This is a genomic window from Nocardiopsis protaetiae (assembly GCF_045446735.1).
Taxonomy (GTDB): domain Bacteria; phylum Actinomycetota; class Actinomycetes; order Streptosporangiales; family Streptosporangiaceae; genus Nocardiopsis; species Nocardiopsis protaetiae.
On sequence record NZ_JBJJBV010000041.1, the window covers coordinates 20,888 to 33,898 of the forward strand.

Annotated in this window: 10 protein-coding genes; 2 read left to right on the forward strand and 8 right to left on the reverse strand. The window is 70.5% G+C overall.

The genetic code is table 11. The annotated features are described in order from the left end of the window. Positions 1 to 76: 76 nt before the first annotated feature. From ACJOT3_RS09265 to dnaK, 8 genes are all read right to left on the reverse strand, one after another. Positions 77 to 493: a spore-associated protein A gene (locus ACJOT3_RS09265; RefSeq protein ID WP_406970897.1), complete on the reverse strand. Its 417-nt coding sequence runs from the start codon at positions 491 to 493 to the stop codon at positions 77 to 79. Between the two features lie 29 nt (positions 494 to 522). After that, entirely contained in the window at positions 523 to 927 is a 405-nt protein-coding gene (locus tag ACJOT3_RS09270) for a spore-associated protein A (RefSeq protein WP_406970899.1), read from the reverse strand. Between the two features lie 23 nt (positions 928 to 950). After that, positions 951 to 1,370, reverse strand: a complete 420-nt coding sequence (locus tag ACJOT3_RS09275; protein ID WP_406970901.1) for a spore-associated protein A — start codon at positions 1,368 to 1,370, stop codon at positions 951 to 953. Positions 1,371 to 1,563: 193 nt separating this feature from the next. Beyond that, a complete protein-coding gene (gene clpB, locus ACJOT3_RS09280; RefSeq protein ID WP_406970903.1) occupies positions 1,564 to 4,176 on the reverse strand; it encodes an ATP-dependent chaperone ClpB in 2,613 nt (870 codons plus the stop codon). Positions 4,177 to 4,274: 98 nt separating this feature from the next. Beyond that, positions 4,275 to 4,775, reverse strand: coding sequence for a heat shock protein transcriptional repressor HspR (locus ACJOT3_RS09285; RefSeq protein WP_406970905.1), 501 nt, complete (start codon positions 4,773 to 4,775; stop codon positions 4,275 to 4,277). 5 nt (positions 4,776 to 4,780) lie between these two features. Continuing rightward, on the reverse strand, positions 4,781 to 5,947 hold the full coding sequence (gene dnaJ / locus ACJOT3_RS09290; RefSeq protein ID WP_406970907.1) for a molecular chaperone DnaJ: 1,167 nt from the start codon (positions 5,945 to 5,947) through the stop codon (positions 4,781 to 4,783). 126 nt (positions 5,948 to 6,073) lie between these two features. Then, positions 6,074 to 6,799 carry a nucleotide exchange factor GrpE gene (gene grpE / locus ACJOT3_RS09295; RefSeq protein ID WP_406970909.1) on the reverse strand — a complete coding sequence of 242 codons (726 nt, stop codon included), beginning with the start codon at positions 6,797 to 6,799 and terminating at the stop codon, positions 6,074 to 6,076. 36 nt (positions 6,800 to 6,835) lie between these two features. After that, positions 6,836 to 8,686 carry a molecular chaperone DnaK gene (dnaK, locus tag ACJOT3_RS09300; protein WP_406970911.1) on the reverse strand — a complete coding sequence of 617 codons (1,851 nt, stop codon included), beginning with the start codon at positions 8,684 to 8,686 and terminating at the stop codon, positions 6,836 to 6,838. A 1,055-nt stretch (positions 8,687 to 9,741) separates the two neighbouring features. Here dnaK and ACJOT3_RS09305 point away from each other — a divergent pair. Further along, the gene (locus ACJOT3_RS09305; RefSeq protein WP_406970913.1) at positions 9,742 to 10,449 is read left to right on the forward strand and encodes a GOLPH3/VPS74 family protein; all 708 of its coding nucleotides are present in this window, start codon (positions 9,742 to 9,744) and stop codon (positions 10,447 to 10,449) included. 302 nt (positions 10,450 to 10,751) lie between these two features. Further along, positions 10,752 to 12,956, forward strand: coding sequence for a (Fe-S)-binding protein (locus ACJOT3_RS09310; RefSeq protein WP_406970915.1), 2,205 nt, complete (start codon positions 10,752 to 10,754; stop codon positions 12,954 to 12,956). Positions 12,957 to 13,011 lie beyond the last annotated feature (55 nt).

The following is a 13,011-nucleotide window of genomic DNA, read 5'->3' on the forward strand; positions in this document are numbered from 1 at the left end:
AGGTTCCCCCGTTCGAGCCCCTCCGTACACGCCCGAGGGGCGGCCCCGGTCCCCCGGAGCCGCCCCTCGGCGACGGTCAGCCGCAGTTGGTGCCGGTCTTGCCGCCCTGGGTTCCGGAGATCCGGCCCATCCAGGTGACGCACTTGCCGGCCGCGCTCAGGTAGACCGGGCCCGCGTAGCTGGTGAAGTAGTCCCCCTCGTAGGCGGGGTAGTGGCCGCCCACCGGGTGGATGCCCAGGCCCACCTCGATGAGCACGGCGGAGCCGGCGGCGTTGCGCTTGGCCACCGCACAGTTCTTCCCGGTGGAGGAGCTGTAGGTGAGGAACACCGTGCCCTTGGTGCCGATGGGCGCGGAGTTGACCACGGCGTAGCCGCTGCCGCACTCGCCCCCGTAGGTGGCCGCGGCGGCCGGGGCGGCGGTGGCGAGCACACCGCTCATCCCCAGGCCCAGGGCCAGGGCGACGGACACGGCCTTCTTGCGGAACTTGTTCATGGATCCCTCTCGAACGGTGCCGGTGCGGTTCAGCCGCAGTTGGTGCGGTTCAAGCTCTTGGTGGCCGTGCCGATCGTGCCGCCCCAGTCGACGCACCTGCCCGCGGCGGACAGGTACACCGGGCCGGCGTACGTGGTGAAGTTGCCCGGGTCGCTCTTCCAGGCGGAGGTGCCCGAGACGCGGATGAAAGCGTCCATCGGCGCGGCCGCCCCCGGGGTGGTGCGCACCGTGACCACGCAGTTGTTGCCGTTGGAGGAGTTGTAGGTGAGGAAGGTGGTGCCCCGGTTGTCGGGGAACTCGATCTTGTTGACCACGCCGTAGCCGCTGCCGCACTGGCCGCCGTAGGCGGCGGCGGAGGCGGGCGCGGCCAGGCCGACGACGGCGACGCCGACCGCGGCCGCCAGGACGGCGGTCTTCTTCAGGAACGTGCGCATGGATTTTCCTGTCTCGGCGGCGGTCAGCCGCAGTTGGTGCCGGTGCGGTGGATCCTGCGGCCGTCGATGAAGCCGTACCAGTCGATGCACTGCCCGGCCGCCCTGAGGTACACCGGCCCGGCGTACGACAGGAACTGGCCCCCCTCCTGCACGTACTTGTCGTCCCCGTCGTTCGTGCGCTTGATCCCGACCGAGATCGGGATGCGGCCGCTGCCGCCCCGGCGGATGGCGACCGCGCAGTTGTAGCCGTTGGAGGCGTTGTAGGTGATGAAGACGGTGCCCTTCAAGGCGACGTCCGCGTGGTTGACGACGGAGTACCCGCTGCCGCAGGCGCCGTTGTACGGCGCGAAGGGCGCGGCGGCCGACGCCGGCGAGGCCAGGCCGATGGACGCCGTGGCCGCCACCGCTGCGATCAGCGCGGCCGACCGGAACCTCTTGAGCATGGGAGTCCCATTTCTGGATCGGTGTGCCCGCACCGGACGGACACCGTCGGGAATGCTCGCACCGCCCGCTCCGAACCCACTGGGAATCCGCTTGGTTCCGGCCCGCCCGCCCCCGGACATGCGGAAAGGGCCGCCCGGATCGGGCGGCCCCCCGGTGTTCTCGCTCTGTCGTCCCCGCTCTGTCCCGGCGGTCCTATCCGGCCGGGGCCCCGAGCGGGCGGGACGCCACGACCAGGCTGTCGGCGGCGTCGTTGACGTCCACCACCACCGTGTCCCCCTCGGCCAGCGCGCCCGACAGCAGCTCGCGGGCGAGCGGGTCGCCGATCGAGGACTGCACCAGGCGGCGCAGCGGCCGCGCCCCGTAGTTGGGGTCGTAGCCGGTCATCGCCAGCCACTCCCGCGCCCCCGGCGTCACGTCCAGGTTCAGCCGCCGGTCGGCCAGGCGGCGGGCCAGCTTCTCCACCTGGAGGTCCACGATCTTCGTCAGGTCCTCGATGGACAGCGCCTCGAACATGATCACGTCGTCGAGCCGGTTGAGGAACTCGGGCTTGAACGTCGCCCGCACCACGTCCATCACCCGCTGCTCGCGCGTCGCCTCGTCCAGGGTCTGGTCCACCAGGAACTGCGACCCCAGGTTGGAGGTGAGGATGAGGATGGTGTTGCGGAAGTCCACCAGCCGCCCCTGCCCGTCGGTCAGCCGGCCGTCGTCCAGGACCTGGAGCAGGGTGTCGAACACCTCGATGTGGGCCTTCTCCACCTCGTCCAGCAGCACCACCGTGTACGGCCGGCGGCGCACCGCCTCGGTGAGCTGGCCGCCCTCCTCGTAGCCGACGTATCCGGGGGGCGCGCCGACCAGGCGGGACACCGAGTGCTTCTCGGAGTACTCGCTCATGTCGATGCGGACGATCGCCCGCTCGTCGTCGAACAGGAACTCCGCCAGCGCCTTGGCCAGCTCGGTCTTGCCGACACCGGTCGGGCCCAGGAACAGGAACGAACCCGTCGGCCGGTCGGGGTCGGAGATGCCCGCCCGCGCCCGGCGCACCGCGTCCGCCACGGCCACGACCGCGGCCTGCTGGCCGATCAGCCGCTGCCCCAGCTCCTCCTCCATGCGCAGCAGCTTGGAGGTCTCGCCCTCCATCATCCGCCCCACGGGGATGCCGGTCCAGGACGAGACGACCTCGGCCACCTCGTCGGCGCCGACCTCGTCCTTGACCATGGCGTCGGCCCCGGCCTCGGTGGACTCCTCCACCTGGGCGGCCTCCTCCAGCTGCTTCTCCAGCTGCGGGATCTCCCCGTACATCAGCCGGGACGCCGTGGTGAAGTCGCCCTCGCGCTCGGCCAGCTCGGCCTGCGTGCGCAGCTCGTCCAGCCGGCCCTTGAGCTCACCGACCCGGTTCAGGCCCGCCTTCTCCTGCTCCCACCGGGCGACCAGCCCGTTGAGGCGCTCCTGCTTGTCGGCCAGGTCGGCGCGCAGCCGCTCCAGCCGCTGCCGGGACGCCTGGTCCGACTCCTTGTCGAGCGCCATCTCCTCCATCTTGAGGCGGTCGACGGTGCGGCGCAGCTCGTCGATCTCCACCGGGCTGGAGTCGATCTCCATGCGCAGCCGGGACGCCGCCTCGTCGATGAGGTCGATGGCCTTGTCCGGCAGGAAGCGCGCGGTGATGTAGCGGTCGGACAGGGTCGCGGCGGCCACCAGTGCCGAGTCGGAGATCTGCACCTTGTGGTGCGCCTCGTAGCGGCCCTTGAGCCCGCGCAGGATCGCGATGGTGTCGGTGGCCGTGGGCTCGCCCACGAACACCTGCTGGAACCGGCGCTCCAGGGCGGGGTCCTTCTCGATCCGCTCCCGGTACTCGTCCAGCGTGGTCGCGCCGACCATGCGCAGCTCGCCGCGGGCCAGCATCGGCTTGAGCATGTTCCCGGCGTCCATGGACCCGTCGCCGGAGGCCCCGGCGCCGACCATGGTGTGCAGCTCGTCGATGAACGTGATGACCTGGCCGTCGGAGTCCTTGATCTCCTGGAGCACCGCCTTGAGGCGCTCCTCGAACTCGCCCCGGTACTTGGCGCCCGCCACCATCGCCGACAGGTCCAGGCTGATCAGCCGCTTGCCGAGCAGGGACTGGGGCACGTCGCCCGCGACGATGCGCTGGGCCAGGCCCTCCACCACCGCGGTCTTGCCCACGCCGGGCTCACCGATGAGCACCGGGTTGTTCTTGGTGCGGCGGCTGAGCACCTGGATGACCCGCCGGATCTCCCCGTCGCGGCCGATCACCGGGTCCACCTTGCCCTCGCGGGCCCGCTCGGTCAGGTCGACGCCGTACTTCTCCAGCGCCTGGTAGGTCTCCTCGGGGTTCTCCGTGGTGACCCGGCCCTTGCCGCGTACCCGCTCGAACGCGTCGAGCAGCGCCTCGGGGGTGGCCCCGGCGTCCTTGAGCAGCCGGGACGCCTCGCCGCCGTCGGCGGCCAGCCCCACCAGCAGGTGCTCGGTGGAGACGTACTCGTCCTCCATCTGCTGGGCGCGCTGGGCGGCGGTGTTGATGGAGACGATGAGCTGGCGCGAGGAGCTGGGCGAGGCCGTCGTGGACCCGGACACCTTGGGCAGCGCGGCGATGGCCGCGTCGACCCGGTCCTTGAGCCGGTCGGGGTCGGCCCCGACCTCCTTCAGCAGCGGCCGGGTGATGCCGTCGGCCTGGTCCAGCAGCGCGGCCAGCAGGTGCACCGGCTCGGTCTGCGGGTTGCCGTCGGTGGTGGCCCGCCGGATGGCCACCGACAGGGCCTCCTGGCTCTTCTGAGTGAGCTTGTAGTTCATGCGCGGTGACTCCTTTCACAAGTCTTGTGACGCAGAGTGATGAATGCCGATCGACCGCACCCCTCGTACCGCTGCGCGGAGCCGACCGTGAGTGGCCGTCAGGCCTCTTCGCCGTTGGCGGGGCCGTGAGCGGGGCCGCCGGCGGGACCCTCCGGTGCGGAGTCCCCCCGCTGCCCGTCGCCCTCGGCCGTGTTGAAGATCGTCACGCGGGTGCGCCGGACCAGTTCGCCGCGCACCGCGGGCCCGCCCTCGGAGCGGGGCGGGCGGGCGGTGGCCCGCCGGGTCACCGCCCGGCGCGCCGCCTCCAGTTCGTTGGCCAGGTGGAACACCTGCTCGCGCAGCTGCTCCGCCTCGTGTTCGAGCTCCAGGATCCGTTTGATCCCGGCCAGGTTGATGCCCTCCTCCTGCGACAGCCGCTGCACCTCGCGCAGCGTCTGCACGTCGCGCATGGAGTAGCGCCTACCGCGCCCGGAGGTCCGGCCCGGGGACACGATCCCCAGCCGGTCGTACTGCCGCAGCGTCTGCGGGTGCATGCCCGCCAGTTCGGCCGCCACGGAGATCACGTACACCGGGGCGTCCACGCCGAACGAGTCGTTCATCGGTCTCACGCACCCTTCGCCCGTGCTTCGAGCCCATCGCGCGGGTCGTGGTCGGACGTCGCCGCTCGGAACTTCTCCAGGGCCTCGCGGGCGTCGCCGTTGAGGTTCCTGGGGACGGAGACCTCCAGGGTGACGATCATGTCCCCCGTGGTGCCGTCCTTGCGGGTGGCGCCCTTGCCGCGCACCCGCAGCTTGTGGCCGTTCTGCGTGCCCGGCGGCACCTTGACCGTCACCGGGAAGCCGCCCAGCGTCGGGATGCGGACGTCGGCGCCCAGCACCGCCTCGGGGAAGGTGACCGGGACGGTGATCGTGACGTTGTCGCCGGTCCTGCCGAACACCGGGTGCTCCTTCACGTGGACGACGACGTACAGGTCGCCCGCGGGCCCGCCGTTCTCACCCGGCGCGCCCTTGCCCTTGATGCGGATGCGCTGGCCGTCGGCCACCCCGGCGGGGATGCGCGTCTGGATGGTGCGGGTGCTCTTGCCGCGCCCGCTGCCGTGGCAGGTCTCGCAGGGGTCGTCGACGACCAGGCCGCGCCCCTTGCACTCGCTGCACGGCTCCGACAGAGAGAAGCCGCCGAGGTTGGTGTTCTCGTGCCCGGTGCCCGAGCACTTGGGACACATCCGCGGGGCGGTGCCCGCCTTGGCCCCGGTCCCCTTGCAGGTGGGACAGGGCGCGTCGCTGGCCAGCTGGAAGGAGCGGGTCGCCCCGTCCGCGGCCTCGCGGAAGGTCAGGGTGGTCTCGGTCTCGACGTCGGAGCCGCGCCTGCTGCGGGTACCGGTGCCGCCGCGGCCCCGGCCCCCGAACAGGCCGCCGAACAGGTCGCTGAGCCGCTCGCCGCCGGTGCCCCCGCTACCGGCGCCGCCGCCCTGCCCGAACAGGTCGCTCATGTCGAACCCGCCCGGACCGGTCCCGCCGCCCGGCCGGTACGAGCCCCCGAACAGGGACCGCGCGTCGTCGTACTCCTTGCGGCGCTTGTCGTCCGACAGGACGTTGTACGCCTCGGAGATCTCCTTGAAGCGGTCCTCCGCCTTGGGGTCGCCGGTGTTGGCGTCGGGGTGGTTCTCACGTGCCAGCTTGCGGTAGGACGACTTGATCTCGTCCTTGGTGGCGGTCTTTGAGACTCCGAGGACCTTGTAGTAGTCCTTCTCCAGGTAGTCCTTGGTGCTCATCGACTGGGTGCCTTCTCCCGCTGCTGTGGTCGCGTCCGATGTTTCCAGGTGGCCCCGGCCCGCACGGGACCGGGGTCGGCCCTCCGGAACGCCCGAAGGCGTCCCGGAGAGCCGCGGGCCTCCCCGCTACTCGTCGGCCTTGCCGGAGTCCGCGGCGTCCTCGGCGGGCGCCTCGGCGGAGTCGGGCTCCCCGGCGCCCTCCACCGGGTCGCCGACGACCACACGGGCCGGCCGCAGGATCCGCTCACCCATCCGGTACCCCGGCTGGAAGACCTCCACCACCGTCTGCACGGTGATGTTCGGGACCGGGATCAGGGTCAGCGCCTCGTGGACGTTCGGGTCGAACTCGTCGCCCTGGTCCGCGAACCGCTCCAGGCCCAGCTTGGCGACCGCGCCCTCCAGGGCCTCGCCCACCGCCTTGAACCCGCCGGTGAGCTCGTCGTGGTCGCGGGCCCGGCCGATGTCGTCCAGGATCGGCAGGAGCTCACCCAGGACCTGGGCGGTGGCGACCTCGCGGACGGCCACCCGGTCCCGCTCGACGCGCTTGCGGTAGTTGGAGTACTCCGCCTGCACGCGCTTGATGTCGTTGGTGAGCTCCACGACCCGCTCGTCGGCGTTGATCGCCTCGGACACCACCTGCTCGGGGGTGTCCGGGATCTCGAAGCCTTCGAGGTCCTCGTCGGACTCCTCGACGACCTCCGCCTCCTCGGCGGCGGCCTCCTCGGCCTCCTCGGCCTCGGTCCCGCGCACCTCCCCGGTCTCCGGGTCGATGCGTCGGTTGTCGCGGATCACCGGACCCTGGCGCTCCTCACCGTCACCGGTGGCGCCGTTCGTGCTGTCAGACTGCGCCATGGGGGACGCGCCCTCCTTCCTCTCGGCCGAAGCGGGTCAGGACCGGTCGCCCTTGGTGTCCTCGTCGACGATCTCCGCGTCCACGACGTCGGCGTCGTCGGCCGAGGTGTCCGAGGCGGACTCGCCGGCGGCACCGTCGGCGCCCTGCTGCTGGCCCTGGCTGTAGATCGCCGAACCGATCTTCTGGCTGGCCAGCGCGACCTTCTCGCTCGCCGTGCGGATGGTGTCGACGTCCGACCCCTCCAGCGCGGTCTTCAGGTCGGCCAGCGCGGCCTCGGTCTCCGAGCGCACGTCCGCCGGGATCTTGTCCTCGTTGTCCTTGATGACCTTCTCGGTCTGGAACACCAGGGACTCGGCGTTGTTGCGGACCTCGGCGCTCTCGCGGCGCTTGCGGTCCTCCTCGGCGTACTGCTCGGCGTCGCGGACCATCTTGTCGATGTCGTCCTTGGACATCGCCGAACCGCCGGAGATGGTGACCGACTGCTCGCGGCCGGTGCCCAGGTCCTTGGCGGTGACGTTGACGATGCCGTTGGCGTCGATGTCGAAGGCCACCTCGATCTGCGGGACGCCGCGCGGCGCCGGGGGCAGACCGGTCAGGTCGAAGACGCCCAGCTTCTTGTTGTCGCGGGCCATCTCGCGCTCGCCCTGGTAGACCTGGATCTGCACGGACGGCTGGTTGTCGTCGGCCGTCGTGAAGATCTCCGAGCGCTTGGTCGGGATGGTGGTGTTGCGCTCGATGAGCTTGGTGAACACCCCGCCCTTGGTCTCGATGCCCAGCGACAGCGGGGTCACGTCCAGCAGCAGGACGTCCTTGACCTCGCCCTTGAGCACACCGGCCTGGAGCGCGGCGCCGATGGCCACGACCTCGTCCGGGTTGACGCCCTTGTTGGGCTCCTTGCCGCCGGTCAGCTCCTTGACGAGCTCGACGATGGCGGGCATGCGGGTGGAGCCGCCGACCAGCACCACGTGCTCGATCTCGCTGAGGCTGATGCCCGCGTCCTTGATGACCTGCTGGAACGGGATCTTGGTCCGCTCGACCAGGTCCGAGGTCAGGCGCTGGAACTCGGCGCGGGTGAGCTTCTCGTCCAGGTGCAGCGGGCCCTCCGCCGAGGCGGTGATGTAGGGCAGGTTGATCTGCGTCTCGCTGGAGCTCGACAGCTCGATCTTGGCCTTCTCCGCGGCCTCGCGCAGGCGCTGGAGCGCCATCTTGTCCTTGGCCAGGTCCACGCCGTTGGAGTTCTTGAACTTCTCCACCAGCCAGTCGACGATCGCCTGGTCCCAGTCGTCGCCGCCGAGGTGGTTGTCGCCGTTGGTGGCCTTGACCTCCACCACGCCGTCGCCGACCTCCAGCAGGGAGACGTCGAAGGTGCCGCCACCGAGGTCGTAGACGAGGATCGTCGCCTCGTCCTCCTTCTCCAGGTGGTAGGCGAGCGCGGCCGAGGTGGGCTCGTTGATGATGCGCAGGACGTTGAGGCCCGCGATCGTGCCGGCCTCCTTGGTGGCCTGGCGCTGGGAGTCGCTGAAGTACGCGGGCACGGTGATGACCGCGTCGGTCACGTCCTCGCCCAGGTAGGCCTCGGCGTCGCGCTTGAGCTTCTGGAGAATGAAGGCGCTGATCTGCTGGGGGTTGAAGGTCTTGTCGTCGATCTTCACCGTCCAGTCGGTGCCGATGTGGCGCTTGACCGACCGGATGGTGCGGTCGACGTTGGTGACCGCCTGGCGCTTGGCGACCTCGCCGACGAGGACCTCACCGTTCTTGGCGAAGGCGACGACGGACGGGGTGGTGCGGGAACCCTCGGCGTTGGTGATGACCGTGGGCTCACCGCCCTCCAGGACCGCGACACAGGAGTTCGTCGTACCGAGGTCGATTCCGACCGCACGTGCCATGTTGCTTCCTCCGTCAAAGTTGAGTCGTTCGGGCGTAAGTTTGCTTCGTCCCGTGAGAGTTGTCAAGTCAGTTGAGTCGACCAGACTCAAGTTACTTTCTACGACCTGACAACGAGCGACCCTGCGGGGTTGTTCCCGACTTCATGCGGTTTCACGAGGAAGATGGCCGAACCCCGGGTGAACCCGGGGACATCCTTGACCCGCCCTCCGGGTCACCCCCGACCAGAACCGGGGACCACCCCGGAAGGGGCGACGGCCGCACGAGGCCTCCCGCCCCGACCCCAGGGGGTTGCCCACCCGACCTGGGGCCCTCAGCCCCCGCCCCAGGGAGCGACGGCCGCACGAGGCCTCCCGCCCCGACCCCAGGGGGTTGCCCACTTTCCCCGGGACCTCAGCCCCAGCCCGGCCACCTTCCTGACCACCCCCGCCCCAGGGGGCGACGGCCGCACGAGGCCTCCCGCCCCGACCCTGGGGGTTTGGGGAGGAAGGACCGCGACCTCCGCCGCAGGGGGTGAGACAGCAAGAGCAGGTTTCCAAAACCCCCGCCATCTGCGGAGGGCGGTGTGCGGAGACCGCTCTCGGTCGCGTTGGTCTCCACGGGTCACCCCCTGGGAACGTACAGACCCGGGCTGGGCGCGGAGCCGTCCCCACGTACAACGTCCGGCAGACCAGCAGGCGTACGCGTTGGGCTCACGCCCCGGGCGGTGGGGGTTGGTTCCAGGGGACGGGTCGGGGCACAGCGCACACCCCCGGCCACACAGGTCCACGGAAAGACGCTCCGACTGGAAACCCGCGGTTGCACAGACCTCGCTTGAAAGCCCGACCACAGACGGGGTAACCCCCGCCCCGATCTCCCTCCCGTCGCCACCGGGGGTGAAGGCCGCACCCCCCACCCCAGAGGGTGACGGCCGCGGATACCCTCGCCCCCGCCCCCGCCCCCGCCCCCGCCCCCACCCCGGAGGAAGAATCAGAGCCCGGCCCGGCCTCCTTCCCCCGCCCCGCCCGCCCTGGAAGACTGGGCACGGACGCACCGCGGACCGAAAGAGGCGACACCGATGGCGCAGAACCCCGCCCCCCACCCCGGGCGGCCGCTCCTGGCCGAGGACGTCCTGCTCGTCCTCTTCCAGCCCGCCTCGGGCACGATCGCCGGCGAGAACACCCTCTTCTACGTCCTGGCGGGGGCCGTCCTCACCGAGCTGGCGACCCAGGGCCACGTGACCGTCGGGGAGCCCGGCCTGGGCGGCGCGCGGGTCGAGGCCGTCCAGGACGACGCCCCGGCCGACCCCCTCCTCCGCCAGGGCTGGGACTACGTCGCCACGAAGCCCCGGAGCGCCCAGACGTTCCTCGCCGCGGTCGGCCCCCGACTGCGCGGCCCCGTGCTGGACCGCCTGGTCGAACGCGGCGACATCCGCCGCGAGAAGCGCAAGACCCTCGGCCTCTTCAACTCGACGGTCCTCACGGACGGCGGCGGCCGCCGCGCCGACCTCGTCGAGGGCGTCCGCGCCGTCCTGGAGGACGGCGCCCCTCCGGAGCCGCGGACGGCCGCGGTCGCGGCGCTGGTCTCGGCGAGCGGTTCGCTGCCGCAGCTGTACAAGGAGATCCCCTGGAAGTCGGCGGTCATCACCCGCGCCAAGGCCCTCGAACAGGGTGACTGGGGAGCCGACGCCGCCGCCGAGGCGGTGACCCGTACCACCACCGCGATCGCCGTCAACGCCGTGACCACCGCCCTCATCGCCGCCAACCCGGCTCCCCCGCAGAGCTGACCCCGGGTCCCCGCCCGCCACCCCCGCGGGTACCGGTGGGATGACCGATGCCGGGGTGTGCGGGGGAGGGGTGGAATGGGTGCGGGCGGGGCGGGCCGGGGCGCCCCCGCGACGCGTGTCACGGGGTGAACAGGGTGGACCCGCGTGGTTTTGTTGCGGCAGGAGTCACTAGCGTTGCCCCTGCGCGGTCGGGGCTCCCCGCAGAGCCGGTGACCGCCGCATGATTACCCGCTAGTAACATAAGTTTCTACCGCCGGTGTGTGGCGCACCGGCCTACGCAGCAGGATGGGAGGCCACGGGCGATGCTGTACCTGACACTGGGCATCATCACCTCGGTCCTCGCCGTGGTCGCCTTCACCATGTTCGGTCTGGCCATCCGCCAGATCGTACGGACCGTGGGTGTGGGCCGACCGGTGGAGGCCGAACGCAAGGGGCCGTTCGGGCAACGGTTCACCATGGCGGTCATCGAGATCGTCGGCCACGGCAGGATGCTCAAGCGGCCGTGGGTGGGTGTGGCCCACTGGTTCGTGATGGTCTCGTTCCCGCTGCTGGTCTTCACGGTCATCGAGGCGCAGGGCGAGGTCTTCGACCCGCACTTCCACCTGCCGTTCATCTACGACTGGACGATCTACGGCCTGGCCATCGAGTTCATCGCCGGGACCAGCCTCGTCGGCATCCTCGGCCTGACCGCGTACCGGGTGCTCAACAGCCCCAAGCGCAAGGGCCGCGACTCCCGCTTCATGCACTCCAAGGCGTGGACCGCGTACTACGTCGAGGCGTACATCATCGGCCTGCTCATCGCGATCTTCGCGATCCGCGGCCTCAAGGTCGCCACCGAGACCTTCCCGTTCCCGGTGTGGGCCACCCCGATCTCGCACGCCCTCGGCGCGGTCATGCCGGCCGACGCCGCGATCGCCGACCCCGCGATCGCCCTGGTCGCCGCGTTCAAGCTGATCATCAGCTACGCGTTCTTCATGGTCCTGGCCATGCAGCTCACCATGGGCGTGGGCTGGCACCGGTTCCTCGCCCCGGTCAACATCTACTTCAAGCGCAACGCCGACGGCTCCCCGTCGCTGGGCGGCGCCAAGCAGATGATGAACAAGGACGGGAGCGCGCCCCTGGACTTCGAGGAGGCCGACCCCGACGAGGACCCGTTCGGCGCGGGCAAGATCGAGGACTTCACCTGGAAGGGCCTCCTCGACTTCACCACCTGCACCGAGTGCGGCCGCTGCCAGTCCCAGTGCCCCGCCTGGAACACCGGCAAGCCCCTCTCCCCGAAGAAGGTCATCCTCGACCTCCAGCGGCACGCCTACGAGAAGGCCCCGTACCTGCTCCAGGGCATCAACGCCGAGACCCTCGCCGAGAAGCCCGACGACAGCCACGCCGGCGTCGACGTCCTCGCCCTCCTGGAGAAGCCGCTGGTCGGCACCGAGGAGGAGGGTGGCGTCATCCACCCCGACGAGCTGTGGTCCTGCACCAACTGCGGCGCCTGCGTCGAGCAGTGCCCGGTGGACATCGAGCACATCGACCACATCCTCGACATGCGCCGCTACCAGGTCATGGTCGAGTCCAACTTCCCGTCCGAGGCCAACACGCTCCTGAAGAACCTGGAGAACAAGGCCAACCCGTGGGGCATGTCCGAGGACAAGCGCATGGACTGGATCGAGGAGCTGGCCTCCCAGGAGAACCCGGTGGAGGTGCAGGTCGTCGACGACAAGCTCGACGCCGACACCGAGTACCTGTTCTGGGTCGGCTGCGCCGGCGCCCTGGAGGACCGGGCCAAGAAGACCACCAAGGCCATCGCCGAGCTGCTGGACATCGCGGGCGTCAAGTTCGCCGTCCTGGGCGGCATGGAGGCGTGCACCGGTGACCCGGCGCGTCGTCTCGGCATGGAGTACGTCTTCCAGATGCTGGCCCAGCAGAACGTCGAGACCCTCAACGAGGCCGGCGTCACCAAGATCGTGGCCAGCTGCCCGCACTGCTTCAACACCCTCGCCAACGAGTACCCGCAGCTCGGCGGCACCTACGAGGTCGTGCACCACAGCCAGCTGCTGGCCAAGCTGGTGGAGGAGGGCAAGCTCACCCCGGTCGAGTCGATCGACGAGAACATCACCTACCACGACCCGTGCTTCCTGGGCCGCCACAACAAGGTGTACACGCCGCCGCGCGACATCATGGCGCAGGTGCCCGGGATCAAGACGCAGGAGATGCACCGCCACAAGGAGCGGGGCTTCTGCTGCGGCGCCGGCGGTGCCCGCATGTGGATGGAGGAGCGGATCGGCAAGCGCATCAACACCGAGCGGGTGGACGAGGCGCTGACCACCAACCCCGACACGGTGTCCACGGCGTGCCCGTTCTGCCAGGTCATGCTGGGTGACGCGATCAACGAGAAGAAGTCGCAGGGCGAGGCGAAGGAGACCCTGGAGGTCGTCGACGTCTCCCAGCTGCTGCTGCGCTCGGTCCGTCCCGAGAAGCCCAAGGAGACGGTGGAGTCCGCCGAGGCCTGAGCCACGGCGGACGTGAAGGGGGCGGTCACCACGTGGTGGCCGCCCCCTTCCGCGT

What these genes read in the sequence shown, in the direction of transcription:
- dnaJ (WP_406970907.1), bottom strand. Translation starts at nt 5,947, where the DNA reads ATGAGCACCAAGGACTACCTGGAGAAGGACTACTACAAGGTCCTCGGA.
- ACJOT3_RS09275 (WP_406970901.1), bottom strand. Translation starts at nt 1,370, where the DNA reads ATGCTCAAGAGGTTCCGGTCGGCCGCGCTGATCGCAGCGGTGGCGGCC.
- ACJOT3_RS09270 (WP_406970899.1), bottom strand. Translation starts at nt 927, where the DNA reads ATGCGCACGTTCCTGAAGAAGACCGCCGTCCTGGCGGCCGCGGTCGGC.
- clpB (WP_406970903.1), bottom strand. Translation starts at nt 4,176, where the DNA reads ATGAACTACAAGCTCACTCAGAAGAGCCAGGAGGCCCTGTCGGTGGCC.
- grpE (WP_406970909.1), bottom strand. Translation starts at nt 6,799, where the DNA reads ATGGCGCAGTCTGACAGCACGAACGGCGCCACCGGTGACGGTGAGGAG.
- ACJOT3_RS09305 (WP_406970913.1), top strand. Translation starts at nt 9,742, where the DNA reads ATGGCGCAGAACCCCGCCCCCCACCCCGGGCGGCCGCTCCTGGCCGAG.
- ACJOT3_RS09310 (WP_406970915.1), top strand. Translation starts at nt 10,752, where the DNA reads ATGCTGTACCTGACACTGGGCATCATCACCTCGGTCCTCGCCGTGGTC.
- ACJOT3_RS09265 (WP_406970897.1), bottom strand. Translation starts at nt 493, where the DNA reads ATGAACAAGTTCCGCAAGAAGGCCGTGTCCGTCGCCCTGGCCCTGGGC.
- dnaK (WP_406970911.1), bottom strand. Translation starts at nt 8,686, where the DNA reads ATGGCACGTGCGGTCGGAATCGACCTCGGTACGACGAACTCCTGTGTC.
- ACJOT3_RS09285 (WP_406970905.1), bottom strand. Translation starts at nt 4,775, where the DNA reads ATGAACGACTCGTTCGGCGTGGACGCCCCGGTGTACGTGATCTCCGTG.